This is a genomic window from Salipaludibacillus agaradhaerens (genome assembly GCF_002019735.1).
Lineage (GTDB): Bacteria > Bacillota > Bacilli > Bacillales > Salisediminibacteriaceae > Salipaludibacillus > Salipaludibacillus agaradhaerens.
Window position 1 is genome coordinate 1,070,455 of record NZ_KV917378.1, and the last position, 25,305, is coordinate 1,095,759.

The 25,305-nt window shown below is 38.3% G+C and carries 28 protein-coding genes and 1 riboswitch; of the genes, 14 read left to right on the forward strand and 14 right to left on the reverse strand.

Annotated features, from left to right (window positions below):
• The first annotated feature begins 77 nt into the window (after positions 1-77).
• From BK581_RS05145 to cobA, 8 genes are all read left to right on the forward strand, one after another.
• Entirely contained in the window at positions 78-902 is an 825-nt protein-coding gene (locus BK581_RS05145; protein WP_078577162.1) for an aldo/keto reductase, read from the forward strand.
• Between the two features lie 354 nt (positions 903-1,256).
• The gene (locus tag BK581_RS05150; RefSeq protein WP_078577163.1) at positions 1,257-2,324 is read left to right on the forward strand and encodes an inorganic phosphate transporter; all 1,068 of its coding nucleotides are present in this window, start codon (positions 1,257-1,259) and stop codon (positions 2,322-2,324) included.
• 22 nt (positions 2,325-2,346) lie between these two features.
• A complete protein-coding gene (locus tag BK581_RS05155; RefSeq protein WP_078577164.1) occupies positions 2,347-3,087 on the forward strand; it encodes a phosphoadenylyl-sulfate reductase in 741 nt (246 codons plus the stop codon).
• A gap of 6 nt (positions 3,088-3,093) precedes the next feature.
• Positions 3,094-4,233, forward strand: a complete 1,140-nt coding sequence (gene sat / locus BK581_RS05160; RefSeq protein WP_078577165.1) for a sulfate adenylyltransferase — start codon at positions 3,094-3,096, stop codon at positions 4,231-4,233.
• Positions 4,230-4,838, forward strand: a complete 609-nt coding sequence (cysC, locus tag BK581_RS05165; RefSeq protein WP_078577166.1) for an adenylyl-sulfate kinase — start codon at positions 4,230-4,232, stop codon at positions 4,836-4,838. The genes sat and cysC overlap by 4 nt, the downstream gene beginning before the upstream one ends.
• A gap of 48 nt (positions 4,839-4,886) precedes the next feature.
• A complete protein-coding gene (locus BK581_RS05170) occupies positions 4,887-6,503 on the forward strand; it encodes a nitrite/sulfite reductase (protein ID WP_078577167.1) in 1,617 nt (538 codons plus the stop codon).
• A 52-nt stretch (positions 6,504-6,555) separates the two neighbouring features.
• The gene (locus BK581_RS05175) at positions 6,556-6,759 is read left to right on the forward strand and encodes a DUF3906 family protein (protein ID WP_078577168.1); all 204 of its coding nucleotides are present in this window, start codon (positions 6,556-6,558) and stop codon (positions 6,757-6,759) included.
• A gap of 24 nt (positions 6,760-6,783) precedes the next feature.
• Positions 6,784-7,578, forward strand: coding sequence for a uroporphyrinogen-III C-methyltransferase (gene cobA, locus BK581_RS05180; RefSeq protein ID WP_078577169.1), 795 nt, complete (start codon positions 6,784-6,786; stop codon positions 7,576-7,578).
• Between the two features lie 178 nt (positions 7,579-7,756).
• Here the strand turns inward: cobA and BK581_RS05185 are convergent, their stop codons facing one another.
• Positions 7,757-8,575 (reverse strand): STAS domain-containing protein, encoded by an 819-nt coding sequence (locus tag BK581_RS05185; RefSeq protein WP_078577170.1) that lies wholly within the window; start codon positions 8,573-8,575, stop codon positions 7,757-7,759.
• 119 nt (positions 8,576-8,694) lie between these two features.
• On the opposite strand from BK581_RS05185, the gene BK581_RS05190 reads away from it, so the two are divergent.
• A complete protein-coding gene (locus tag BK581_RS05190; RefSeq protein WP_078577171.1) occupies positions 8,695-9,054 on the forward strand; it encodes a winged helix-turn-helix transcriptional regulator in 360 nt (119 codons plus the stop codon).
• Between the two features lie 217 nt (positions 9,055-9,271).
• Here the strand turns inward: BK581_RS05190 and dapF are convergent, their stop codons facing one another.
• Positions 9,272-10,240 (reverse strand): diaminopimelate epimerase, encoded by a 969-nt coding sequence (gene dapF / locus BK581_RS05195; protein WP_078577172.1) that lies wholly within the window; start codon positions 10,238-10,240, stop codon positions 9,272-9,274.
• A 374-nt stretch (positions 10,241-10,614) separates the two neighbouring features.
• Between dapF and BK581_RS05200 the strand changes: the two genes are divergently transcribed.
• Together BK581_RS05200 and BK581_RS05205 are read left to right on the forward strand one after the other, a co-directional pair.
• Positions 10,615-11,019: a helix-turn-helix domain-containing protein gene (locus BK581_RS05200; protein ID WP_245828904.1), complete on the forward strand. Its 405-nt coding sequence runs from the start codon at positions 10,615-10,617 to the stop codon at positions 11,017-11,019.
• A 129-nt stretch (positions 11,020-11,148) separates the two neighbouring features.
• Complete coding sequence (locus BK581_RS05205; RefSeq protein ID WP_078577174.1) at positions 11,149-11,706, forward strand: ImmA/IrrE family metallo-endopeptidase; 558 nt, start codon at positions 11,149-11,151, stop codon at positions 11,704-11,706.
• 335 nt (positions 11,707-12,041) lie between these two features.
• On the opposite strand, the gene BK581_RS05210 is transcribed toward BK581_RS05205, so the two are convergent.
• The 3 genes from BK581_RS05210 to BK581_RS05220 all read right to left on the reverse strand — a co-directional run bounded on the left by BK581_RS05210 (position 12,042) and on the right by BK581_RS05220 (position 14,826).
• The gene (locus BK581_RS05210) at positions 12,042-12,968 is read right to left on the reverse strand and encodes a metal ABC transporter solute-binding protein, Zn/Mn family (RefSeq protein ID WP_078577175.1); all 927 of its coding nucleotides are present in this window, start codon (positions 12,966-12,968) and stop codon (positions 12,042-12,044) included.
• A 247-nt stretch (positions 12,969-13,215) separates the two neighbouring features.
• On the reverse strand, positions 13,216-13,986 hold the full coding sequence (locus BK581_RS05215; protein ID WP_143709634.1) for a PRC-barrel domain-containing protein: 771 nt from the start codon (positions 13,984-13,986) through the stop codon (positions 13,216-13,218).
• A 27-nt stretch (positions 13,987-14,013) separates the two neighbouring features.
• On the reverse strand, positions 14,014-14,826 hold the full coding sequence (locus tag BK581_RS05220; RefSeq protein ID WP_078577177.1) for a flagellin N-terminal helical domain-containing protein: 813 nt from the start codon (positions 14,824-14,826) through the stop codon (positions 14,014-14,016).
• A 356-nt stretch (positions 14,827-15,182) separates the two neighbouring features.
• Here BK581_RS05220 and BK581_RS05225 point away from each other — a divergent pair, with 356 nt between their 5' ends.
• Positions 15,183-17,165, forward strand: a complete 1,983-nt coding sequence (locus BK581_RS05225) for a S9 family peptidase (RefSeq protein ID WP_078577178.1) — start codon at positions 15,183-15,185, stop codon at positions 17,163-17,165.
• Positions 17,166-17,263: 98 nt separating this feature from the next.
• Here the strand turns inward: BK581_RS05225 and BK581_RS05230 are convergent, their stop codons facing one another.
• The 6 genes from BK581_RS05230 to BK581_RS05255 all read right to left on the reverse strand — a co-directional run bounded on the left by BK581_RS05230 (position 17,264) and on the right by BK581_RS05255 (position 21,701).
• On the reverse strand, positions 17,264-18,283 hold the full coding sequence (locus BK581_RS05230) for a ThiF family adenylyltransferase (protein WP_078577179.1): 1,020 nt from the start codon (positions 18,281-18,283) through the stop codon (positions 17,264-17,266).
• Between the two features lie 15 nt (positions 18,284-18,298).
• Positions 18,299-18,499 (reverse strand): sulfur carrier protein ThiS, encoded by a 201-nt coding sequence (thiS, locus tag BK581_RS05235; RefSeq protein WP_078577180.1) that lies wholly within the window; start codon positions 18,497-18,499, stop codon positions 18,299-18,301.
• Positions 18,483-19,112, reverse strand: a complete 630-nt coding sequence (gene tenI, locus BK581_RS05240) for a thiazole tautomerase TenI (RefSeq protein ID WP_078577181.1) — start codon at positions 19,110-19,112, stop codon at positions 18,483-18,485. The genes thiS and tenI overlap by 17 nt, the downstream gene beginning before the upstream one ends.
• Positions 19,109-20,212 carry a 2-iminoacetate synthase ThiH gene (gene thiH / locus BK581_RS05245; protein WP_078577182.1) on the reverse strand — a complete coding sequence of 368 codons (1,104 nt, stop codon included), beginning with the start codon at positions 20,210-20,212 and terminating at the stop codon, positions 19,109-19,111. Before thiH ends, tenI begins: the two co-directional genes overlap by 4 nt.
• A 248-nt stretch (positions 20,213-20,460) precedes the next feature.
• On the reverse strand, positions 20,461-21,234 hold the full coding sequence (locus BK581_RS05250; protein WP_078577183.1) for a thiazole synthase: 774 nt from the start codon (positions 21,232-21,234) through the stop codon (positions 20,461-20,463).
• An 84-nt stretch (positions 21,235-21,318) separates the two neighbouring features.
• Positions 21,319-21,424, reverse strand: a riboswitch (TPP riboswitch).
• 34 nt (positions 21,425-21,458) lie between these two features.
• Positions 21,459-21,701: an HPr family phosphocarrier protein gene (locus BK581_RS05255; RefSeq protein ID WP_078577184.1), complete on the reverse strand. Its 243-nt coding sequence runs from the start codon at positions 21,699-21,701 to the stop codon at positions 21,459-21,461.
• A 450-nt stretch (positions 21,702-22,151) separates the two neighbouring features.
• On the opposite strand from BK581_RS05255, the gene BK581_RS05265 reads away from it, so the two are divergent.
• The gene (locus tag BK581_RS05265) at positions 22,152-22,781 is read left to right on the forward strand and encodes an NUDIX hydrolase (RefSeq protein ID WP_078577186.1); all 630 of its coding nucleotides are present in this window, start codon (positions 22,152-22,154) and stop codon (positions 22,779-22,781) included.
• A gap of 142 nt (positions 22,782-22,923) precedes the next feature.
• Here the strand turns inward: BK581_RS05265 and BK581_RS05270 are convergent, their stop codons facing one another.
• Both BK581_RS05270 and mtnN read right to left on the reverse strand, forming a co-directional pair.
• Entirely contained in the window at positions 22,924-23,157 is a 234-nt protein-coding gene (locus tag BK581_RS05270) for a YrhC family protein (protein WP_078577187.1), read from the reverse strand.
• Positions 23,158-23,262: 105 nt separating this feature from the next.
• Positions 23,263-23,967, reverse strand: a complete 705-nt coding sequence (gene mtnN, locus BK581_RS05275) for a 5'-methylthioadenosine/S-adenosylhomocysteine nucleosidase (protein WP_078577188.1) — start codon at positions 23,965-23,967, stop codon at positions 23,263-23,265.
• 205 nt (positions 23,968-24,172) lie between these two features.
• Between mtnN and BK581_RS05280 the strand changes: the two genes are divergently transcribed.
• The gene (locus BK581_RS05280) at positions 24,173-24,382 is read left to right on the forward strand and encodes a DUF2536 family protein (protein ID WP_078577189.1); all 210 of its coding nucleotides are present in this window, start codon (positions 24,173-24,175) and stop codon (positions 24,380-24,382) included.
• A gap of 39 nt (positions 24,383-24,421) precedes the next feature.
• On the opposite strand, the gene BK581_RS05285 is transcribed toward BK581_RS05280, so the two are convergent.
• Positions 24,422-25,072, reverse strand: coding sequence for a YrrS family protein (locus BK581_RS05285; RefSeq protein WP_169837548.1), 651 nt, complete (start codon positions 25,070-25,072; stop codon positions 24,422-24,424).
• Positions 25,073-25,305 lie beyond the last annotated feature (233 nt).

Consider the following 25,305-nt stretch of genomic DNA (forward strand, 5'->3'; position numbering starts at 1 on the left):
TCATGGTGTTAAAGACTTTATCCTTACTAATTTATGCTATACTTTTGGGTGTAATATAATCTATAAGGAGTGGTTAGATGAGGAATGTAACGTTAAATAATGGATTGTCTATGCCGCAATTAGGCTTCGGTGTTTGGCAAGTTAATAATGATGAAGCAGCATCTGTCGTTTTGAAAGCGATTGAAACTGGCTACCGCTCCATTGACACAGCCATGATTTACAAGAACGAAATAGGTGTCGGGCAAGGCATTAAGGATAGTCTTATTCCCCGAGAAGACCTGTTTATTACGACCAAAGTATGGAACGCTGATCAAGGTTATGAAACGACTTTAAAAGCATTTGATGCTAGTCTTGAACGATTAAATCTTGACTACATCGACCTTTATCTTATTCATTGGCCAACACCACAATTTGATCAGTACGTCGATACTTACAAAGCTCTTGAAAAGCTTTATCATGAAGGGCGGGCTAAAGCGATAGGTGTTTGTAATTTTGATAGTGAGCATTTACAACGGCTTCTGGATGAATGTGACCTCCCTCCAGCTGTTAACCAAGTGGAATGTCACCCATTTCTAGCCCAAAATGAATTAAAAACATTTTGCAAGAAGCATAATATTTACATCGAATCCTGGAGCCCACTTATGCAAGGAGGAGAAGTTCTAAATCATCCCGTCGTTCAAGGTATCGCTCGAGATCATCAAAAGACAGGCGCACAAGTTATTATACGGTGGCATCTACAAAATGACTCTATCGTCATTCCTAAATCAGTCACGCCATCTCGTATAGAAGAGAATTTTAATGTGTTCGATTTTGAGTTAACAGATGATGAAATTGAATTAATAAATAATTTAGACCGTGGTGTACGGAAAGGACCAAAGCCTTCGGAAATGAATAGGAGATAAGGACATTAATATGGAAGGCGCTCCAAATGAGCTATTTCTGGGCGCTTTCCTCTTAGCCTTCATCTTTCTTAAAGAGAATACACTCTCCCCTAAATGAACAAGCTAGTTCTTTTCCCTCCAACTATTCCCCGTTTTCCAAATAATTCAGACTAATTCCATTTTTTATATTGACGCCTCTTCTAATGTTCGTTATAATCCAACTAACTTTAATAACACACTTGCAAATCTTCTTTTTAAATCATTAATTCCGATTAAACTACTTTGTATTATAAGAATAATTGAATTAGCCTATTTTTGAGGAATATTGTCGATTAAAGCTTTGACTAAATCCGTAAAGGGCCAGGAGTGACTAAGATGATCTTAACTTATTTAGCATTTATTCTTGCCATGTTTTTCGCTATGAATATTGGAGCAAGCGGGGCTGCTGCAACGATGGGGCCGGCCTATGGCAGTCAGGCGATTAAACGTAAGCAAGTAGCTCTTGTAATCGCAGGTATCGGTGCTTTTCTCGGAGCAACTCTTGGCGGCGGGCAGGTAGTCAAAACTGTAGGTGAAGGCATCATCCCTACTCATATATTTAGCGTAGAAGTGGCCATTGTAATCCTTTTATCAGCTACACTCACCCTTTTTTTAGCCAATGTGATCGGAATCCCTCTTTCAACAAGTGAAGTGACAATCGGAGCTGTTGTAGGAGTAGGAATGGCTTTTCAAGTATTATTCGTAAATAACGTTCTATATATCATCTCTTTTTGGGTCATCGTTCCAGTCGTTGCCTTTATAGCATGTTTTATTTTCGGAAAACTCATTCAATTTAGCGACCATCGGTTTCCTCAACTCAAAGGTGAAGGAAAGTGGAAAAAATGGTTGTCTCTCCTCCTGATTATAACGGGCTTCACAGAAGCGTTTGCAGCTGGGATGAATAATGTGGCCAATGCCATCGGGCCCCTTGTTGGGGCACAACTTATCGATGGCACATCAGGGATTATCATGGGGGCTTTCTTCGTTTTTCTAGGTGCCTGCTTTCTCGGAGGAAAAGTGCTTGAAACAAACGGTAAAAAAATCACTTCTTTTAGTCTTCTTCAAGGAACAGCTGTCTCAGGAACTGGTGGTGGACTCGTCATCATTGCATCTATTTTCGGAATCCCTGTTCCATTAACTCAAGCGACTACTGCTGGCATCGTAGGTGTAGGCTGTGCCGAAAATGGTTTTCAATTATGGCAGAAGGATGTGATAAAGAAGATTATTAAAGTTTGGCTCGTTTCGCCTGTGTTGTCCCTCGTCATGTCTTACACATTAATTCATTTATTTTTACTGCCTAATCCCTATATCGTCGCAGTGATGATATTCATGATCATTTCAACGATTGGAACAATCAGTTTATACCGATCTGTGAAGATTGAAAAAGAAACACTCGATCATTAATCTCACGTCAGGAGGTCAAACAATGAATGAGAAAGAAAGGTATTCCTACCACACACTATCACAGCAAGATTATCGTAGCTTTAATGAACACTTAGCTGAAGGAAAGGCCCTTGATATTATTCGTTGGGCATATGACACTTTTTCTCACCAGCTCGTGTATGCCTGTAGCTTCGGCGCCGAAGGAATCGTTCTTATTGATTTAATCTCGCGCGCCAAACAGGATGCAACAATTATTTTCCTCGATACTCACGTCCATTTTAAAGAAACGTATGAATTAATTGAAGACATGCAGGCTCGTTATCCATCTATCCAACTAAAGATGATCGAGCCTGAGCTCACGTTGGCAGACCAGGCAGCCAAGCATGGAGAAAAGCTTTGGGAAACGAATCCGGACTTGTGTTGCTATATAAGAAAAAACAAACCGTTGAAGCAAGCGCTTGAAGGGTACACTGCATGGCTTTCCGGTTTAAGAAGAGCTCAATCACCAACGAGAGCAAAAACTGAGTTTGTTAATAAAGATGATAAATTTCAAATGATTAAAATATGTCCCCTGATCCATTGGAGTTGGGACGATGTTTGGCAGTATATTAAAGATCACAATTTACCTTATAACCCGCTCCACGATCAAGACTATCCGAGTATCGGCTGTGAACCATGTACAAAGCCCGTGAAAGAAGGTGATGATTTACGAGCTGGCAGATGGACAGGATTGCAAAAAACCGAATGTGGTTTACACATTAATACACCTATTTCTAAGGAGTGACTTAAGATGACGGTAAGCATCCCTCATGGAGGAACATTAATTAATTTAGTAGATGAAACCATCACATCACAAGACATCACACAGGAAGTAGCACTAGATTTAACGAGTTTATCAGATTTAGAATTAATAGCGAATGGGGCATATAGTCCATTAACAGGTTTTCTCGGCCAGACTGACTACGAGCACGTTGTCAATAACATGCGTTTAGCTGATGGAACCGTCTGGAGCTTACCTATTACTCTTCCGGTTTCAGAAAAAGTTGCCTCAGAACTCACACTAAATCAATTAGTAAAATTAAATTACGACGGGGTCACCTATGGCATTCTTTCGCTTAAAGAAATATTTACCCCAGACCAAACGAGAGAAGCCTTGTCTGTTTATAAAACAAGTGATATCGCTCATCCGGGAGTTAAACGTTTATACGAACGAGGAAATACGTATTTAGCTGGGGATGTGACCTTAATCAGAAAGCCGAAAAAATTACAATTTTCTTCATACTATTTAGCGCCATCTGAAACACGTCAACTGTTCAAAGAAAAGAATTGGAAAACAGTTGTGGGTTTTCAAACAAGAAATCCAGTTCACCGTGCCCATGAATATATTCAAAAGTCGGCGTTAGAAATCGTTGACGGTCTCTTTTTAAATCCATTAGTGGGCGAAACCAAAGCTGATGACATCCCTGCTGATGTCAGGATGAAAAGTTATCATGTGTTATTAGACCATTACTATCCGAAGGAACGTGTTTCATTAGCTGTTTTTCCCGCTGCAATGCGTTATGCTGGGCCTCGAGAAGCTATTTTTCATGCGTTAGTAAGGAAAAACTTCGGTTGTACGCACTTTATCGTTGGAAGAGACCATGCAGGAGTAGGCGATTACTATGGAACATATGAGGCACAAGATATTTTCAAACAATTTACTGAAGAAGAATTAGGAATCACTCCCCTCTTTTTTGAGCATAGCTTTTACTGCAATAAATGTGAGAATATGGCCTCAACTAAAACATGTCCTCACGACAAGGATGACAGAGTGATTCTTTCAGGGACAAAGGTGAGAGAGCTCCTACGAAATGGTGACACACCCCCACCAGAATTCAGCCGCCCTGAAGTGGTCAAAGTATTAATTGAAGGGATGAACGTAAACGTATGACACAATCTGTACCCAACAATGTCCATTGGCATGATACAACGATAACTAAGGAACAACGTCAACGCCTAACAGGCCATAAAAGTTTTACACTTTGGTTCACCGGCTTATCAGGTTCCGGGAAATCAACACTGGCTAACAGGCTTGATCAACGCCTCTATGAATCTAATATTAAAAGCTATGTTCTTGACGGAGACAACATTCGACACGGATTAAACAAAGATCTTGGCTTTAGCCCCGATGATCGACAGGAGAATATTCGTCGTATTGGAGAAGTGGCTAATCTGTTTGTAGACAGTGGTACCGTCGTTCTAACCGCCTTCGTCTCTCCTTATCAATCGGACAGACAATTGGCTAGAGAGTTATTATCGCACGATGAATTCATTGAAATTTACGTTAAATGTGCTTTAGAGGAATGTGAGAAACGCGACCCGAAGGGCCTATATGAAAAAGCTAGAGAAGGCAAAATTCCTGAATTCACAGGAATAAGTGCACCTTATGAAGCACCTGAAAACCCTGAGCTAATCGTTTCAACAGATGAATTATCTATCCCGGAAGCGGTGGATAAAATCTTCAATTATTTAAAAAATCGCAATCTGATTTCATAGAAGTGTCAATAGCTATTCTCTCTAAAACATTGGAAAGGAGATATCATAATGACTTACAAAAAAGTTTGGGCTAATAATGAAAAGTTAACAAAAGAAGAAACATTAAAACTCGAAAAAGATGGCCTAGATATATTGAATGATATTCCAACATACGCAAAAGAAGGTTTTGAGTCCATTCCTAAAGAGCATTGGTCACTTTTTAAATGGGCAGGCCTATACTTACAGAAGCCGAAGGAAGACGGCTACTTTATGATGAGAGTTAACGTCCCCTCCGGTATTTTAAATTATGATCAGGCGTTAACATTAGCCAACATATCCAAAGACTACGGACGGGACGTTGTAGATATTACAACACGTCAAGCGATACAATTTCACTGGCTTGAAATTGAAAACATCCCGGATATTTTTAAACGCTTAGAAAAAGTCGGACTTTCCTCTGTAGGGGCCTGTGGAGATATTTTAAGGACAATCGTCGGGAATCCCCTTACAGGTATTGACCCTAATGAGCTAATCGAGACGAAATCAATTGTCGATGATGTTTATTGGTTTTTCCAGCGTAACGAAAATTATTCGAACTTGCCCCGTAAATATAAACTCTCTATTTCAGCTAATGTAAACAACGCACAAAATGCTGAGATTAATTGTTTATCTTTTACTCCCGCTACGAAAGAAGTTAACGGTGAGGTCGTTAACGGATTTCATGTTTATGTAGGAGGAGGACTTGCCGCTAAACCTTATTTAGCTCAAGAATTGGATGTTTTCGTTAAGCCGGAACAAGTAAAAGAAGTCACTGAAGCCATCACAATTATTTTTAGAGATAATGGCTATCGAGATAAACGCCACCGTGCACGTTTAAAATTCCTTATGGCTGACTGGGGACCAGATAAATTTAAAGAAAAACTTCTCGAATTTATCGACTTACCTTCAAAAGGTGAAAATAAATTTGGTACTTGGAATGCCGGCTACTTTTATGGTGTCCATCCTCAAAAGCAAAAGGGCTATCAGTATGTGGGGCTGAATATTCCTGTTGGCCGACTTCATTCAAGCGAATTAATTGAATTAGCCAACCTCTCAAAAAAATATGGAAATGGCGAAATTAGAACTTGTAATTCACAAAATATTGTCATTCCCTATATTAAAGACGAGGATGTTGACTCTTTTCTTAAGGAAAACATTTTGCAGCGACTTAACATCGAACCGAAAGCCTTTATCGGTTACTCTGTCTCTTGTACAGGAATTGAATATTGCAATTTAGCATTAGTTGAAACAAAAGAACGTATGAGACATATTGCAGAATATTTAGACGAAAATATAACCATTGATGTGCCAGTGCGTATTCATATGGTCGGTTGTCCAAATGCCTGTGGTCAGCGGCAAATAGCTGATATTGGACTTCAAGGAATCAAAATGAAAAATAAAGATAAAAAGTTAGTTGAAGCCTTTGAAATATACGTCGGAGGGACATTAAATGATGTGCCTGAATTTAATAAAAAGTTAAAAGGGAAAATTGAAGCAAATGACTTAAATGAAGTCCTATTAAAATTCATTGAAGCCTTTAAAGTGGAAAAAGAACAAGGGGAAAACTTCCATGACTATTATGAACGGAAAGGGACAGACCATTTACAAGCGATCCTCACCGACATATTACAAAGTCAAGCTTCTTAAAGCCTAAGATGCATTTTTCCATACTAAAAAGCTAAAGGAGGCGTGACTACTTTTGAAATTATATCGATTTGAAGCTCTTATTAATTCCAGTGAAAATGTTTCCATCATTGTAGTTGCCTCAGACGAACTGAGTGCCTTTGAGGCAGCAGAACTAGAGTTGGAAAAAACTTATCTGAAGTTACCTATTATAGAAGAACTGTCATTAATAGATACACGGGCTATTAGAAAAAAAGCTGGATTTGTCATCAATTCTTAAGAATAGCGGAGAGGGGTAGCACGTATGGGACAAAACAAAGGGATCATCTATTTTGTCGGGGCCGGTCCAGGTGACCCGAAATTAATTACTGTTCGAGGAGCAGAATTACTCCAACAAGCAGATGTCATTATTTACGACAGACTTGTCAACCCTCAACTCCTGTCACACGCAAAGAAAGACGTTGATTTAGTGTACTGCGGTAAAACACCTGATGAGCCATCTATTAGTCAAGAAGCCATCAATAATTTAATCGTCTTTCACGGTTTAAAAGGCCAAACAGTCGTGAGATTGAAAGGTGGCGATCCCGGCATTTTCGGCAGGGTTGGAGAAGAAGCTGCCTTTTGCCAAAGACATCACTTAAAGTTTGAAATTGTACCTGGTATAACTTCTGGTATCGCTGCACCTATATACGCTGGAATCCCTCTTACCCACCGAGATTTCAGCTCCTCATTCGCCGTCATAACAGCACATAGGCGGAAAAATTGTGAAACGGATGATATTAATTGGAATAGCCTTGCTAAAGGGATTGACACATTGGTATTTTATATGGGAGTTAAACAAATCGACCACATCCAGCAAAAACTCATTTTACACGGACGCTCTCCAGAGACACCGGTAGCTATCATTCGCTGGGGAACATGTGATAATCAAGAAACTGTTATAAGTACTTTGTCTGCGATGCCTGACGTTGTGAAAAATCGTCGTATTAAAGCCCCAGCTATAATCGTAGTGGGCAACGTTGTAAAAGTGCGGGAGCAGCTTTCTTGGTTTGAGGATAAACTTTCTTCTTCTGAGTTAACTGAGGTAATGAGTTACTAAACAACTCATTAACCTCCGCATTCGAAATACGAAAACAGGCTCCTTTGCCATTATAGAAGGAGCCTGTTTTAATTAGGACAGGCAAGCCACTTCCTCAATTTGTGCTCACATTTTTTCTCCTCTTGTTCTCTACAGATAACTATTATGTATAAAAAAATATTTATGACTGGCAGCCAATTCAGGAAATAATCCCCATATGATGAAGTGCCTGTTGCACATTTCGATAGATTTTAAGCTGTTTAAATGTGACATTTTGCTCAATAGCGGTGATAGCAACGTTTGAACGAACGCCTGTGAGGGTAATATTAACACCAATTAGGCTTAAAGCTTTCGCCATATAATTAATATAACTTGCCACAAGATCATCAATTCTAGGTACGCCTGACATGTCAACTATCACTTTACTCAAACGTCTATGTTTACACTGCTCGAGTGTATTTTGGATAAGTTGTCGACCACGTGTTTCATCAATTCCACCTATCAACGGACAAACGGCAATTTTATCAGTCACATTAATAATTGGCGATGAAAGCTCATTTAGCCTGGTTATGTATTTATTTTCGGTTGAAGGAGATATACACGCATAGGCATCAAATACTTCTTTCACAGCATCGTTAATTTCACTATTTAATCGTTCATGGATATGTAGTAAATCATACGTAGTTAAACGACTATTTTCTATTAGTTCTATTTGTAAGCTCAATCTTATTATTTTTGCCATACTATAGATGCCGTCAATAACGACTGTGGGATAGACACTCTTTTCTAGTTCTTCCACTAACAACACAACGACTTCTTCATGCTTTTGTCGTTTCATAGGCTGTGTTAAGCAGCGCTTAAAGCGATAAATAAAACGAGTAAAAACCAGTCTAAGCTGTTCTTTATTTTGATGTTGAAGCAAGTTTTCTTCAGTCATCATTTGATAGATTAAAGCCGTTTCATGCTTCGTCAAGTAATCAGCAACGGATTGCAGCATTTCTTGCTCGTATTTGTCCATAAACTAGTTTGTCTCCCCCCTGTGTCGATTAAATGGTAATCACTGCCTTAGTTTATAGTGTGTCATATAATCTAGTCATTTGTAAGACGTATATTAAAATATACCTGGAGGATAACATTATGAAAATAAAACAAATTAAAGCTATTAAAGCAACACTAGACATTGTTTGCGGAAAATGGAAGGCTGCAATCCTTCTCGTCTTAGTTGACAAAACTTTACGTTTCAGCGAGATTAAAGCCAGGTTGCCTAAGGTCAATCATCAAACACTCATTAAACAATTAAAAGACTTAGAAAGAGATGGTTTGATTACGAGAACAAAATATGATGACATCCCCCCGAGAGTAGAATACACGCTAACTGAATACGGTAAAGAGTTGGAACAGCTTCTGAAAGATATGATGGATTGGGGTGAAAAACACCTGGACTTAAAAAACAAAAAATATATTGATGACGATATTCTCGTGAAAGAAGAGTCATAAAATGTCAGGTGTCACTCCTTACAGAGTTAGTAATAGTAGAGACTGTTCAGAGTGGTTTTTGAGACCTTAAACAAATGGCTAGGACAAAAAACATTAATGAAAGTAATTGAGTGTCATAATGTTATGTCGTGCTGAAATACCGACATCATGATTTATAACATCTATTCAAGTAAAAAACTTGCCCTTCCTTGTAGAAGAGGCAAGTTTTTTATAATATTTAAATCAAATTCTTTGCTGCCTTTGCAAGAGCGGCATAGTTAGCCGTTTCGTCTTCGTAATGAGTTATGTCACTCATCTCTGAGCTTTCAGGATCTGTGAAATCAAAATTCACTGTAGCTGAATACTCATACGTAGCATTGCCACGTAATTTAATATAGAACTGACCTTCATCACCTTTCTGAACAAGGCATTGGACCATACCACCGCGATTTAATACGAGAATCTTTTCATTAAATGTATTTAGTCCGAGCAAACACGATACAAGGCTTGAAGCAGACATAGCGGTACCACAAGCATTCGTTAAGCCAACACCACGCTCATATGTTTGCACGAAAATTTTAGAGTCGCCTACCTTTTTTAGAAAACTAACATTGACACCGTTTGGAAGAATATTCTTTAGGTTATTCGCTTCCTTTCCGACAGCCTCAACTTCTTTCTCATCCACATCGCCTACAAGTGTCACAATGTGTGGATTGGGTACACTTAAAGCCGTAAAAGTTAAATGTTCAGGCAACCCTTTAATCGGTTTGTTTATATGATCCGTATCGTCTGATATTAGTGGGATCGTTTTGGGCTTTAATGATACTGGTTCTATCGCTACTTCATATGTAGGATTATTAGGAAATATCTCTTCCACTTTTCTCACTTCTAGATTTGCTTTCATTGTTTCAATTATCATGCTCTTGCGCCCAAGCTTCTCTCCTACATAACGCGCTACACATCTTAAGCCATTTCCACACATTTCTGCCTCAGAACCGTCTGTGTTAAACATTCGCATCGCAGCATCTGCAGATGTACTGTTTTGTACGAACAAAATCCCATCAGATCCAATGAGATGATCTTTACCTGCTAATTCTTTAGAAATCATAATTCGTTGTCGTTCAGAGAACGCATAATCATGCGCCATCTCATCAATAATAATAAAATCATTTCCGGAACCATGGCATTTCAAAATGTCTAAATTCATTATTTAACGCTCCATTTCTCTTTATCTACTCTATCCTCACTCGTTTCTTTCTTATTATACCAAACGCTACATTGGTACGTAAAAAAAAGTAAATCTCCCTCTAAAAAAATCATTTTGGACATGCTATTTTAACCCCGTAGTCTCACTTTATTAAAATGAACCACTTTTATCATTCAGTTTTATTAAACTAATACATCAGAATACTGTCATGAGCCATTTTTAGAGGTGCTCCATATCTCCTTTAAGCTTAATGTTATATATATGAAATAACACTTTATAGTTAGTGCCTTTTATAACTAACGTCCCTTTAGCTTTTTTTGCAAAAATGATACACTTAACATAAAATAAGGGACACGATGATGGAGGAAATAACCATGGATAATGTGCTCGGTAAGCGATTAAGGTTGCAGCGAGAGAAGTATGAATTAACTCAAAAAAAAGCTGCTACTATCTTTGGCTTAACAAATTTCCAACTTTCTCGATACGAGAGCGGCCAATCAAACCCAGATCCTGACATAATTGCTAAGTTTGCAGAATACTACGATGTATCAACAGATTATCTTCTTGGGCGTACCCATATACCTACTACTGAAAATTATGATCCCCTTGAAGATTTGAAACAGTATATGATTGATAACCAATTGGAAGATATAGATCTGGGTTTTTATGACATTGATCAAATGAAAAAATTAAACCGTGAACAAATTCAAGAATTAAAAGACCATTTCGATTGGGTAGTAGCTAAAGCTGAGAAGCTGGAACAAGAGTCTAAAAAATGACGCCTAAAAAAGAGGCAGCTTCTCTTTTTTTTTACACACAAATAGAACGTATGTTCTTATTTGTGTAAAGGACCTAGTTAAAATATGTTATCATGTAAATAACGAAATGAGGTTAATGAGGATGATGTTATGAAATATATCCATACACACAGAGAAGAATATGTCATGTCCTTTTATAAAAAGTTAAATATTCAGCAACCACGTGAGATCATTCCCAGTGATATTGCCCAGGCGTTGCACATTTATATAAAATATCACGATAAGCCGTCTAACTTTCAATGTGTCGGTAGGTACAAGGCAATCATGCTACAGCAGGGCCTTCCAAGGGAAGAAGAACGGTTACATTTTTTTCATGAATTAGGTCATTTATTAAGACATGCTGGCTCACAACTGTTCATGCCAAATGAATTTACGGAGCTACAAGAGTGGGATGCAAATCACTTTCAATTCTATGCAGCCATGCCATGGCACATGATGCGACAATTTGATTTTCAAAGTATCACCATTGTAGAAGAATTAAGTGATTCCTTTCAAGTCCCTCCCTCTTTTGCTGAAAGAAAATTAGCTTTCGTTCTTCATAAAGCACAAGAATATCAAGCCCACCTGAATGACACTTATGATTATAAAAATACCCATCATTTAAAAGAACAGTTCATCACCGATAAACAAGCTTACTATGAAGACTAATTAAAAAATACGTAAGAGAAACATGTTACTTCTGGCACCAAATCTATTATAAAGCTAAGCTTCAATTAGTGGGGTTTTACTGCCTCTTAAGAGGGGGATAAATATAAAACGAGACAGGAGTTTAGACTCTCTGTCTCGTTTTTCATCATAATTGGCTTATAGCATGTATAGAAAATAATAAAACGAACCTTCAATTTCGTACTCTCTCACTGATTGATAGTTTTGAGTGTGCATCAGAACATTAGCGTCCGTTAGCTCCTACCTAAATAGATGTGGCCTTTTTTGAACGGGCGTTTTACAGACGGTTATCTTCTGTTGATATACATCTATTAGGTTCACTCTGTCGTTAAACCATCCACGAACGTTTCTGCATTATGCCTCATCATCTCTATATAAGTTTCTGCGCCAGATCCTTCTGTTCCTACAGCGTCTGTGTACACTTCGCCAGCAATTTCTACATCCGAATTTTCTGAGACAGTTTCCATATATCGTTTGTCAACAGTTGTCTCCACAAACACAGCAGGGATACCTTCTTCTCGTAAAATATCTATAACACGATTTATTTGGCCAGATGTTCCCTCTTCATGAGAGTTGATTTCCCATATACCTTCTGTAGCAAAACCATAGTCTTCTCCAAAATACTTAAAGGCATTCTCACTAATCACGATCGTTCGATGAGCTTCATCAATATTGTCAACTTGTTCTTCAATCCAAGCATCTAACTCTTCTATTTCTGCGAGGAATGCCTCTGCATTAGCACGATATTCTTCTTCCCCTTCTGGATCCCTTTCAATTAAGTCCTCAACAATATTTTCCACGTAATAAGGGGCGTTTTTTGGACTTAACCAAGCGTGTGGATCAGCTTCATCCTCTCCTACTAGTGGAATGGCTTCAACACCATCAGATAACGAGACAACTTCCGTATCTGAGGCATTATCAACAACTCGTTCCAACCACTCTTCAAGCCCTAGTCCATTGACATAGAAAACATCTGCATCATTCACATTCCGAAAATCATTAGGCACCGGTTCATACTCATGAGGTTCTTCCCCTATTGGGACAATATAATCCACTGTCCCACGATCCCCGAGCACGTGTTCAATCATGTCCGCAAGCACAGAAAAGCTTGCCGTTACATAAATCCCATCCTCGGCTGAGGCATTATCTTGGTTTCCATTCTCATTATTCGCATTTCCCCCACACGCTGTTAAAAATAACGCTGTTGATAAAGATAACATGAAAGTAGATACTATTTTTTTCATTCTAACCTCTCCTCACTGATGGAAAATTTAGTATCGACCATACTATATGTACAAAAGCACAAAAAATGAATATGTCGAACTAAGTTTCTACTATATCATTTTTTTAGTTACAGCTATAAAAGTTGCGCAAAGGAAACTTTTGTAGCTATTGATTATTATACATAGGCAAGGACCCGATGTAAACCATTAATTTCATTATCATTTAAACGATAAACAGCACCTCTAGCGAAGAGGTGCTGTGAAAGGTCTATTTTCCATAATAGAGCCATAATTCACTTTCTCGTTTGTCATCTAAGTCAAGTTCTGGTAGATATTCCGGAGCTTTTTCAAGCTGTTCACGTGTCACATCAATCGAAAATTGAGCTTTTTCCCAACTTATCTCCTCAATCCACTTCGGTGAGATGAGAATTTTTTTACCTCCTGGCAACCACTTTTTTGTATCTGCAATGTAATATTTTATTTCGAATGACGATTCATCTATAAGAAAGTCATCTATTTTTCCGAAGGTATCATTTTTAGTTGCTAACTTATAGCCAATTACGTTTTCAGCATCATAAACGTGCGATTGGTGGTGATCATGTTCTCGCTCAAGAGGTAGCTCACTTAAATCTTCAACAAGCAATTCGTGCGGTAATGCTGCTGGCCCCCATATCCCATGACCTACCCAATAAGGTGACATCCTATAATAAGTGTGCATGTCTTTTTCATATTGGCGTGACAAAGGTTCTTTTTCTGGAACTGGCGCTTTATCCACCTCTTTACTAGATATAGAAAGCCTTATAACGTTGTTCTTGTGATCGATTTTGGCAATAGAGGCCGGTGATATAAAGACGCGTTCAGCTAGAAATGTAGCGCCTGTTTTAACGATAAAATAACGGACCGTCCAACGCTCAGTATCAAAATAAACATTGGTAACCGGTCCTATTTCACTATCACTCCCATATATCGTGTAAGAGGACAGCCAACTGTAATGGAGCATCATGTTTACCACCCTTTCACGGAATTTGAGTTTAGTCACTCTATTCCCTTCCTCAGAATGATAAAACTATTTTTCTCCTATCAACCGTAAAACAAGATTTTTTTGCTGATGAGTATGAAGAAACATCGCCATCCCAGCTTGATTAAGAACACGATGTTTGACCACCCCCATCATTTCTTTTGCCATATCCGCGTCCCTAATGCGAGATTCCGCTGCTGTCATCGTCAATTCATAATTCGTTAAATGACGATAAGTATGAGCTAAACGATTTTCATAGGCACCAAGTCGTGAACGATCACGCGATAATGCCATTATAGCTACATCTAGAAGCGAGATAGCCGTGTTTGCTCCTTCTGGTGTTAATACATTCATGTCACTAATACCAAGGATGTTCACATGAGTGTCAGGCAGCTGAAGTGTTAATGATTGTTTTCTGTTAGCTCCGATCTGCAATGTGGCAGTCCCCCCTTTAAGAAGCGACTTTCTATTATACTCTGCGCGTTCTCTTAAAGCACCCATTTCATCGATTAACTGATCTACCTCCCGTTGCATAGAGTTTCTTTCTTCAGCGGAATATGTACCGTTAGCTGATTGTACACTCAGCTCCCGTAGTCGTTGAAGAATAGCATGCTGTTCATGAAGTGATCCTTCTGCTGTTCTAACTAATGACACACCATCAAGCACATTTCGCTGCGCCTGTTGTCCCCCTCTAATTTGGGCACGCATTTTTTCTGAAATTGCTAAACCAGCAGCATCATCAGCTGCTCGATTAATACGCTGCCCCGATGATAGCTTTTCCATATGTTTTAGTACTTGACCTTGGTGAAAATTCATGTACCTTAATGTAAATCGCTGCATCATGCCAATATGTCTTATCATAGGTCATCGCTCTTTTCCTTTGTTTACATTATATATCGGCAATTAATGAATCATTCAGGACTGTTTTTTTTGACTTTTTTCTTTTTTATTCCTAGTTGAACCAATTTCACCATACATAACACACCTATATAACGTTTCTTCAATCAATGGGCGTTTTCGCCCTTCTCCCACTGATTGTTAGTTGAGTCAATCAGGACATGAGCGGCCGTTAGCTCTCATCTAAATAGATTTAGCTCCCTCTCTATTTTGGGAGGCGGGAGCTTTACGGACGGATATTTGTGATAAAATTATTTCGGAAATCGAATTTTTTTGATACGATAATATTTATAATTACATCATTATGAGAGGAGTCATTCATGGTTAAAAAAAGACGTATCACTCCCTTTGATTTGCGAAATATGAATGTGTTAAGTGAACCTCAATTTTCCCCTCAAGGTGACAAAGTTGCGTTTATTCGGCAATATATCACCGAAGATGATGAGTATCTCTCTCACTTATTTATGCAGGATACTTCTCAAGAAGTGGCTAAACAATGGACGTTTGGCAATGGCACTGTGTTAAATCCACGTTTTTCTCCGGACGGCAACTGGCTCGTATATGTCGCTATACATGAAAAAAATCAACAGCCTCAACTCTATTTAATGGCTGTGGACGGCGGCGAAGGGAAATGTATTACAAACCTTGTAGGCGGAGCCACGCAACCTGTATGGTCACCTGATTCTTCAAAAATTTTATTTGCTACAAAATTTGAAAAAGGCCGTGCAACAGTTAAGGGAGAGGCTCCTTTACGTGATGAAAAGCCTCAGCCTCTCGTTGTGGACAATATTAAATATAAGTCGGATGCGGACGGTTTTTTCGATAATAAGTATAAACAGCTAGCTCTTTATAATATGGTAGATGAAACGGTTCATTTCTTAACAGATGACAATGTTCATCACGAACCCGGACACTGGTCTCCAGACAGCCAATTGATCACGTATACCTCTAATAAACACGGAGAAGAGTATCTATTATCAGATGTTTATGTGCTAGATATTTCCAAGTTAGAGCGCCGCTGTCTTACTAATGGAGTCGGATTGTTTAAGCACGGCAACTTCTCTCCTGACGGTCAGTATGTCGCTTGTATCGGACACGAAAAAGACTATGCAGGAGCTACTCAATCAAAACTATGGCTTATTGAACTTGCATCATTACATCGCATATGTCTCACCGCTGATTGGGATGTACATATTGGTGATGTAGCTATCGGTGATCTCAGCTCTGGACATCCTTCCCTTGGCCCTCTATGGTCAGAAGATAATACATGTCTTTACGTGCTATCAAGTACAGCAGGAAATACGAATTTATTTCAAGTTTCCTTAAATAAGGAAATTAAGAAGATAACGACTGGCGAACACCACATGTATGCCTTTCATATCCATGAAAGAACAAATCAAGCTGTAGCTGCCATCAGTTCACCTACCAACCCCGGTGAATTATTTCTTATAAATTTAACTGCTTGTGACATGGCCGCTTTTACAACGATGAATAAACCATTATTAGATTCAGTTTATTTACAAGAACCTGAAGAAATAGTATGTAAAAGTCGTGATGGTTTGGCTGTTCAAGGATGGCTATTAAAGCCATATAACTATAAAGAAGGCGAAAGTTATCCAGGGATTCTTCAGATCCACGGTGGCCCTCATGCTATGTATGCTAATACTTTTTTTCATGAATTTCAGCTTCTAGCGGCCGAAGGTTATACCGTTTTCTATTGTAACCCCCGTGGAAGTCACGGTTATGGGCAAGCTTTCGTCAATGCTTGCCGCGGGGATTATGGGGGTATGGATTATGAAGATATAATGGCTTTTACTGATACTATTCTTGCAAAATATCCTTGGATAGATAAAGAGCGTCTTGGCGTGACAGGTGGTAGCTACGGCGGCTTTATGACAAATTGGATAACGAGCCATACTCACCGTTTTAAAGCTGCCGCTACTCTTCGGTGTATTTCTAATTGGATCAGTTTCTACGGGGTTAGTGACATAGGCTATTTCTTTACAGAGTGGGAAATTGGCGCTGACTTTCTCGATGATCCTGATAAACTGTGGAAGCATTCCCCACTAAAATATGTTAATGATATTGAAACACCCTTATTAATTATGCATGGAGAACACGATTATCGCTGTCCGATAGATCAAGCGGAACAACTATTCATATCATTAAAGCAACGTGGGAAGGAGACGAGGTTTGTAAGATTTCCTGAGGCCAATCATGAATTATCTCGGAGTGGCCCTCCTCATTTACGATTTGCACGACTAGAAGAGCTTATAAATTGGTTCAACACACACTTAAACTAAATCGACTAGAAAGACGGTGACTCAAGCTAACTTAAGAGCTAGGCTCACTTTTAAGTGAGCTTCTAGCTCTTTAATGTTAGTTGTCCAATGGCTACCGTTTAATCTAGCAATTGATAATAAAGAATTTTAGCTTCTAATAAGGAAGAAGTACCATGTATGAACACCCGTCCATCTTTAAACAGAACTAAACGAAATTTACCTAATGAACAAAAAAGTAAATGTCTATTCTTTGAAACATGGCCTCCCCACATCACTAATATACGTTCACTGTCATCAAAATTGCGTTCAACCGTGACTGGCGGACGAATTTGAACCGTATTTCTTCCACACAATACTGCTACCTTCGTTTGGAAATGATAGTTTAAATAAGGATAAATACGTTTCTTACCGCAAGAAGTACACGACTCTTTCTTTAATTTATTGACCTGTAAATAAGAATGCTCATTTTTCCACAAATCAAAAGAAGCGAGAGTGGATCTAAAAGTCGTCTGATCACCAATCAAGAGTTTAAGTGCTTCTGTTGTTTGATAAGCTGTTACCATATGCACGACTGGATTGACAATTCCTTGTGTATCACAAGTAGCTCCTCCTATTTCAAGAGAATCTAGTAGACAATTTAAACAGGGTGTAACACCAGGAATAATGGTGAAGCTTAATCCATAGCTTCCAACACATGCGCCAAAGATCCAAGGAATATTGTACTTAATCGCTGTATCATTAATAATAAAACGGGTTTGAAAATTGTCGCAGCTATCAATGATTAAATCTACTCCTCTGATCAATTCCGCTAATTCCTCTACGCCAACATCTGAAACAAAGGCATTTATGGTCACTTCAGAATTAATTGCTTCTAATCTTTGTTTTGCTGCAATAGCCTTAGGTAATCTATTAGCCACATCTTTCTCATCATAAAGGGATTGTCGTTGAAGATTACTCATCTCTACGTAATCACGATCAACAATTGTTAATTCTCCTACCCCGCTTCTCACGAGATTTTCAGCATTAACACTCCCTAATGCTCCAAGACCAATACATAAAACATGCTTATTTTTTAATCTCTCTTGACCTTGTTCACCAATTGGTTCAAAAAACATCTGTCTTGAATAACGACTTGACATGGTTCCCCTCTCCTTTTAGCCGCCCCCAACGAATTGCACAATCTCTATTACATCTTGCTCAGAAATAACTGTTGTCTCTCGTTCATTTGTAGTTAATATTGAGCGATTCAGTTCAATGACAACTTGTTTATTACTTAATTTGAGATAATCAAGTAATTCTTCTGCCGTCATGCCTCGTGGCAGTTCTTCTTCTTTTCCATTAATGTGTACTAGCATGTGGCATCCTCCTCCTAAAATCTTTGACAGCTGAAAGCAGGTCAGCACTCTCCCATATCCCGGACATGACCGCAACACCTTTTGCCCCCATGTAAAAAACCTTCTTTACATTATCTGGTCTAATCCCTCCAATAGCAATAACAGGAATAGCCACTTCTTTAGTTATCTCTTGTAAAGAGGTCAGACCACGAGGTAAAAGAGCTCTTTTTGATGGAGAGTCAAAAATGTGGCCAAACATGATGCTGTCTGCACCGTTTTCTTCCTCTTTCATCGCTTCTCTTAATGAGTGAACAGACTTCCCTACATGTAAAGTGGGAAATGTTCGCTTAACATCCGCCGTATCAATACTTTGGTAATTAAGCTGAACCCTCTTTACTTGCTTTGTCAGAGCGACATCAACACGATCATTTACAATAATCTTGTCTAACTGGATGCCCGCTTGCAGCATATGATCTATGCAGTGAGACAGATCCTTCGCTGAAGTTGCTTTTTCTCTTAAATGAAAGTAATCAACATACGAATCAATTAAAGTAGCTTTTTCCACAAATTTTGTTAACGGCATTTTCCCATTTGAAATGACATGGATCTCGTTATTTATTAATGTCTTTTTCATATAAGCTGCCAGTCTTTCATTACAGGTGAATAATTGGCTTGCTGTAAATGTTCTTTGACTTCTTTCACAGATCGCTCATCAGAGATGTCAAATTGACTTTGTGTAACATCAGGTTCAGAATATCCGCCTACTACTGTCGAGGACTCTGCTGACATTTTTGTAACCCCAAGTGGAATCAAATTATTTCGCAATGTTGCTCGCTCTCTTGTAGAAAGGGTAATGCCAGCCCTCGGTAAAAATAATCTTGCTGCCACAATAGCTTGAACTAAATGTTTGTCGGTAATCATCACTTTCGGTTTATAGCTTCCTGCATGAGGGCGAAGCCTAGGAAATGAGACACTTACTTCTGTTTCAGGAAAGGTTTGTTGAAGGTATGCTGCATGGAGCCCTGTTATAAAGCACTCTTTTCGCCACTCATCAAGCCCAAGTAAAGCACCAATATTGACTGTCCTCATACCAGCAGCTGCTGCCCGTTCAGGTGTTTGCAAACGATAACGGAAATCTCTTTTTGGTCCAGCAGTATGAATCTCACTGTAAACCTTCTCATCATAAACTTCTTGATAAACGGTAACACCATCTATCCCTGCTTTCACTAATTTCTGATAATCTAACGTGTCCATCGGTTGAATTTCAATTGAGATAGACGCAAAATAGTCTTTTAAAATTGACATGCTTTCTATTAAATACGCCACTGAAGAATGATTTCTAGACTCTCCAGATAATAAAATAATGTGTTGAATTCCTCTATCGGAAATGATCTCTGCTTCTTTTCTTACTTCATCCATCGTCAGACGTCTTCGAGGAAAAGAATTATCTACACTAAAACTACAATATTTACAAATATTCACACAGTAGTCAGACAAATATAATGGTTGAAAAAGCAACATCGTTTTACCAAAATGCTGAACAGTTAACTGATGTGCTTTCTGAGCCATAACTTCTAAGTACGCTTCTGCCGCAGGAGACAGAAGTTTTAAAAAATCATGTTCATCTATTCTTGATTTAGTTAAAATCGTCTCAATCTCACTGGGAGATATTGATGCGAGATGATCAGCGATAGGCAACCCTTTTAAGTGTTGTAGTTTGTCATAAAAACTCACAATATGTCTCCTCTCTCCTGTTTTTTAAGAGCCATTTTCACAATACATACCACTAAATGTTTTTCGCCATTAGCTCTTCAGACAGTCAGCTGATCCTTCGGGGCATCATCTTTTACTGGATGCCTTTTTAGAGTGTGTGCAGAGACGATATAGCACGTTAGGCTTGTTCACGTTAAGATTTCAATTCTGCCGTTCATATAGCTTAATCTCATATTTGCCTCTTCATTTTTACAGGGAGCGATAATTTTTTAATCTAAAAACCCTGTTAATGGTGACGAAGCTTGAGCTTTTAAAGAGGTAGAGCCAAAACCTGATAAATAGCTTATCCTCCCTGCTTTAACTGCTAAATCAAATGCTCGCGCCATCTGAACTGGATCACCTGCTGTAGCAATTGCCGTATTAACAAGAACAGCATCAGCTCCCATTTCCATCGCCTCTGCAGCTTCTGATGGCTTTCCAATACCTGCATCCACAATAATTGGTACTGACAATTCATCAATCATCATTTGGATCATCTCTTTCATACGGAGTCCTCTATTGGACCCTATTGGTGATCCTAAGGGCATAACAACTTCGGCTCCCGCTTCTATCATTCTCTTACCTGCCATCAAATCAGGACTCATATAGGGTAGGACCACAAATCCCTCCTTTACTAAAGTATCTGTCGCCTTTAACGTCTCCTGGTTATCAGGTAATAAATATTTCTGATCTGAAATGACCTCAATCTTCACCCAATTTCCTAAGCCAGAAGCTCTCGCAAGCCTTGCGATTCTTATTGCTTCTTCCGCAGTTCGAGCACCTGACGTATTAGGCATCAGTATGATATTATCTGGTATTAATCTAACGATATCCTCTTCCTCGTTTTCAAAATTCACCCGTCTCATTGCTACAGTTACAACTTGAGTAGCTGCATGCTTAATCGCTTCCTCCATAACACGATGATCCCCATACTTGCCCGTGCCTAGAAACAAACGATTCTTAAGTTTTTTTCCACCAATAATTAGCGTGTCTTCATTCGTCATCGTTATATCACCATCCTTAATTTACTGCATTAAAAAAAGCGCCCTTGCAAAAAGGTGCGCTTAAATAAACATTAAACTCTTAAACTAACGTCTATTAAGCTTCCCTCCGCTGGTATTACCCATTTCAGGTTCAAAGAGTTGGAAAAATTCCTCTCAGCCGTCCTGTAGAACGGCACCCCTAGCTAGTAAATCTATTCATTTAAGTATGGAAAAAAAAATAAGTTCTACTGTTCAAAAAGATCTTCTTCAGTGATTCTTTTTAGAAATTGACTACTTTCTGACTCGTCCATCTCTAAATCAATTTCTTGTCCCGGCTGGAGAGACAATGCCAAAACACCTAAAAGACTTTTTGCATCAATCACCCAGTGATCTTTTTTTATAATAACCTTTCCGGAGACTTGACTGGCTTGGTTGACAAAAAAGCTTGCAGACTCAGCAAAAATAGGCTTTTTAACTGTTAACTTCATCCTTACACCTCCGTTCTGTTCTGCTCACATTATATCCAAAATTTGCCCAGATGCCAAGTGGAATTTTCCAATTGTATCTAATATTTAACCCTTTCTCAGCTAAAGTTTGATATGATGACATTAATAAGTCCATATGTATGAGGAATTTTTCTGTTATAACTTTTATTCCCACCCAGTGACTGACAAATATAAACATCGCTCCTTCATTCATGAGATTTCTTACACTTTCCTTGATAAGCGATAATAACGCAGTTTTCCTCTCCTATCATAAAACGAACCTTTAATCAGTGGGTGTATTGGTTCTTTCCCCACCAATTTGTAGTTGAGTCAATCAGGACTCTAGCGGCCGTTAGCTACCGCTAAATATATTTATCTCCCCTCTCATTTTTGAAGCGGGGGTTTTACGGACGATTATCTCTGATAAATTGAATGAAAGGATGACTTATCAACATGGAACTCATGCCTCAATCATTAAGAGAACATTTTAGACAAAAGAAAGCAAAGTTATTAGACATGAATAATTTTGTTTCAGCTGCTATTACAGTACCATTTATCGAACGGGACAATGAACTACATCTTGTATTTCAAATTCGATCACAACATGTTTCTCAGCCAGGGGAAATTTGTTTTCCTGGGGGAAAAGTAGAAGAGGGTGATACCTCTCTCAAGGAAACCGCTGTGAGAGAGTTAACCGAAGAATTAGGAATAGAAGAAAATAATGTGAGTATAATGGGGGAACTTGACTATATCGTCACACCTTTTAAATTAATCGTTTATCCTTTTTCAGGTATTATCTCTTCAGAAGCAACCTTCCAAGTGAGTAAAAAAGAGGTGGAAGATATTATTATAGCACCTGTAAGTGAATTACTAGTATTACCACGAGAAGAACATTATATAAGATTAAGTTTAAAGCCTGATAACAGCTTTCCTTATCATCTTATTCCAGAAGGAGAAAATTACAAATGGCGCACAGGTTACGTTACAGAACACTTTTATAACTATAATGGCCATATCATTTGGGGGTTGACTGCGAGAATTTTAACACATGTACTTGACGAGATAAAAGAAGCTAATACGTAACTAACTATATCCTAAACGGTAGCAATCAACTAAATTATTTACTGACTCAAAAAAGCATTTCGTACAATGGATTAAAAACTATGAAAACGAGTCTATCCTTTATGAAGGATAAACTCGTGGTAGGATCTATCTATTTATTAAGCTAGTCCTCTTCCTTCAAGAGCAACTGTTGCGTTTTAACTGCTACACCATGTAGGGAAACCGATAAGACTAACAATCCACCTACAGCTGCTAACAGCCAACCTTGTGACATTACTGCTTGTTTGGGCAAAACAGTACCGATCATCAAAAAACCAGAAAGGGCAATTAATATAAAAGCAAAGCGACGGTAATCGTCAACTTTATCTTTCAATTGCTTTATTTGACTGTCTGTCATGCTATTCACCTCAATCAACTTCAAGATTGTTTTAAACTAGATTAAGTATAACATGACAAAACAGTCGCTTACTCTTGTAATTTTTCCCTCTATTATTTTACGCCTTTACTTCTGGGAACACCGTAATTCTTCCAGCATTAGCATAACCATTTTGGCTGAATGGACTGACGCTTTAACGAGAAACTGATCGTACGATACTTTTGCATCTTTTCCTGCAATATCAGATAAAGATCTAATAATAACAAAAGGGGTTTGAAATTGGTGACACACTTGAGCAATTGCTCCAGCTTCCATTTCAGAGCAATAAGGATTGTTAAAACGTTGACGAATATCCTCTACTCTATCATGATCACTCATAAAAGAATCGCCTGATAATATAAGACCTTTCGCTGATTGTACACCTATTTCTGAAGCACACTCTTCTGCTACAGCAATAAGTTTTTCATCTGGTTCATAAAAGGCGGGCATACGCGGAACTTGTCCAAATTCATAACCAAAGACGGTTGCATCTACATCATTGTAACGAACCTGAGTCGAAATAACGATATCACCTACAGCCATCCCTTGATGGAAACCTCCAGCTGACCCTGTATTAATAATCATATCTGGAAAATAGAGTTGATTCATTAACGTTGTACTTATTGCTGCGTTCACCTTACCTATACCAGATTTTGACAACACAATTTCAACGTTATTTAGCCGGCCTAAAAAGAACTCACAACCGGCAATAACCGCTTCATCAACTATTGTCATTTTCGATTTTAACAATTCTACTTCTTCTTCCATGGCACCTATAATTCCAATCCGCATTTTAACATCCTTTCTTTTCACTATCATCCCTTTATATCATATATGATGCTCTACAACTGAACAAGTCATTTTACGTCACACCTTATTTTTCTCACTTAAAGTTTTTTATACATTGGAAAATACCGATATAGCTTCTCTTTTTAAAATCGTTCATATTTGCTACTATATAATCAAACATATATTAGTTTCAGAATGGAGAATAAACATGATTTTTCAACCCGATAGTCTAAAAGATAAAGTGGAATTTTTTGAATCTGGTTCGCTTATTGAGTTAGAAAAGTATATTACTAAAAAAATTGAAGAGAATCAGGCTCTCATGCTTGAAGTACATCACGTTTCACATAACGTGACTTTTACACCCACAGGAAAAAAATTTTACACAGCTGTTATCCATTTTAAACAGCCTTCAAAATAGGTAAAGAAAAGATCAAGGAGACACCTCCTTGATCTTTTCTTAATTATTAATGTATGGATTTGAATTTTTCTTTTCAACAGAGACAGGCATCCAACCTTCATTTTCAACCCACGAGAGCGTCACTTCATACGGACTATGCCTATTCTCTGACGTACTGACAGTCCCAACAGCTGTTTGGTGATCTCCACCATTCCCAATATACCACACCGTCATGTCATTTTCACTTAGCCCTGTGGCATATTGTAAAGCACGCGTCATTTCATCCCAGTTCACATGGCTTTTTTCATAAACAGCTGTGAAAGGCTCTTCCTGAACCGTTCCAATTGGTCCCCATTCGCCATCCTCACTATTGTCATTAGCCTCATTGTCATTATCAAAGTCATTATTACTGTTATCTTCAGCATCTGAATTGTCTTCGTTTGGTTCCTCTACCTCATTACTGTCGTTAGTATTAATAGATATATCTCCACCGTCGTTTTCTGTATCATTTCCATCCACATTCATATTGTCATCATTTTGTTGTTCTGTATCAGCCGGCACCGCTTCTTCCGAGCCACCGCTGAAAAACAAAGTCCCTCCGACGACAATAATTAACAAGGCAACAAGGCCTATGGACACATTCAAAATAACGTTTAGTTTCCTTTTCTTTCTATTATCTGAGCGCATAGGCGTATAATCATTATAACTCATTAGATGAGCTTCCTCCTTTTTCGTACCCATTCTACTATTATTATATGCTATTTTATAAATAATTTCGAGTTCATACAGGAATATTTGACCGTATTTGAGGTTTTATTTGGGTTTTAACGCACTCTCAATCATTTATTTGAAAAATGCTGTAAATTATTATCACACTAAGTTGTATAATGAGTGTGGATAAATGTAAGAACAAGCCTTTTCACTGCTTCTCTAGCCATTTTTAT

Coding starts and splice junctions, on each gene's coding strand:
- BK581_RS05145 (WP_078577162.1), top strand. CDS start 78: ATGAGGAATGTAACGTTAAATAATGGATTGTCTATGCCGCAATTAGGC.
- BK581_RS05150 (WP_078577163.1), top strand. CDS start 1,257: ATGATCTTAACTTATTTAGCATTTATTCTTGCCATGTTTTTCGCTATG.
- BK581_RS05155 (WP_078577164.1), top strand. CDS start 2,347: ATGAATGAGAAAGAAAGGTATTCCTACCACACACTATCACAGCAAGAT.
- sat (WP_078577165.1), top strand. CDS start 3,094: ATGACGGTAAGCATCCCTCATGGAGGAACATTAATTAATTTAGTAGAT.
- cysC (WP_078577166.1), top strand. CDS start 4,230: ATGACACAATCTGTACCCAACAATGTCCATTGGCATGATACAACGATA.
- BK581_RS05170 (WP_078577167.1), top strand. CDS start 4,887: ATGACTTACAAAAAAGTTTGGGCTAATAATGAAAAGTTAACAAAAGAA.
- cobA (WP_078577169.1), top strand. CDS start 6,784: ATGGGACAAAACAAAGGGATCATCTATTTTGTCGGGGCCGGTCCAGGT.
- BK581_RS05185 (WP_078577170.1), bottom strand. CDS start 8,575: ATGGACAAATACGAGCAAGAAATGCTGCAATCCGTTGCTGATTACTTG.
- BK581_RS05190 (WP_078577171.1), top strand. CDS start 8,695: ATGAAAATAAAACAAATTAAAGCTATTAAAGCAACACTAGACATTGTT.
- dapF (WP_078577172.1), bottom strand. CDS start 10,240: ATGAATTTAGACATTTTGAAATGCCATGGTTCCGGAAATGATTTTATT.
- BK581_RS05200 (WP_245828904.1), top strand. CDS start 10,615: ATGGATAATGTGCTCGGTAAGCGATTAAGGTTGCAGCGAGAGAAGTAT.
- BK581_RS05205 (WP_078577174.1), top strand. CDS start 11,149: ATGAAATATATCCATACACACAGAGAAGAATATGTCATGTCCTTTTAT.
- BK581_RS05210 (WP_078577175.1), bottom strand. CDS start 12,968: ATGAAAAAAATAGTATCTACTTTCATGTTATCTTTATCAACAGCGTTA.
- BK581_RS05220 (WP_078577177.1), bottom strand. CDS start 14,826: ATGATAAGACATATTGGCATGATGCAGCGATTTACATTAAGGTACATG.
- BK581_RS05225 (WP_078577178.1), top strand. CDS start 15,183: ATGGTTAAAAAAAGACGTATCACTCCCTTTGATTTGCGAAATATGAAT.
- BK581_RS05230 (WP_078577179.1), bottom strand. CDS start 18,283: ATGTCAAGTCGTTATTCAAGACAGATGTTTTTTGAACCAATTGGTGAA.
- thiS (WP_078577180.1), bottom strand. CDS start 18,499: ATGCTAGTACACATTAATGGAAAAGAAGAAGAACTGCCACGAGGCATG.
- tenI (WP_078577181.1), bottom strand. CDS start 19,112: ATGAAAAAGACATTAATAAATAACGAGATCCATGTCATTTCAAATGGG.
- BK581_RS05250 (WP_078577183.1), bottom strand. CDS start 21,234: ATGACGAATGAAGACACGCTAATTATTGGTGGAAAAAAACTTAAGAAT.
- BK581_RS05255 (WP_078577184.1), bottom strand. CDS start 21,701: ATGAAGTTAACAGTTAAAAAGCCTATTTTTGCTGAGTCTGCAAGCTTT.
- BK581_RS05265 (WP_078577186.1), top strand. CDS start 22,152: ATGGAACTCATGCCTCAATCATTAAGAGAACATTTTAGACAAAAGAAA.
- BK581_RS05270 (WP_078577187.1), bottom strand. CDS start 23,157: ATGACAGACAGTCAAATAAAGCAATTGAAAGATAAAGTTGACGATTAC.
- mtnN (WP_078577188.1), bottom strand. CDS start 23,967: ATGCGGATTGGAATTATAGGTGCCATGGAAGAAGAAGTAGAATTGTTA.
- BK581_RS05280 (WP_078577189.1), top strand. CDS start 24,173: ATGATTTTTCAACCCGATAGTCTAAAAGATAAAGTGGAATTTTTTGAA.
- BK581_RS05285 (WP_169837548.1), bottom strand. CDS start 25,072: ATGAGTTATAATGATTATACGCCTATGCGCTCAGATAATAGAAAGAAA.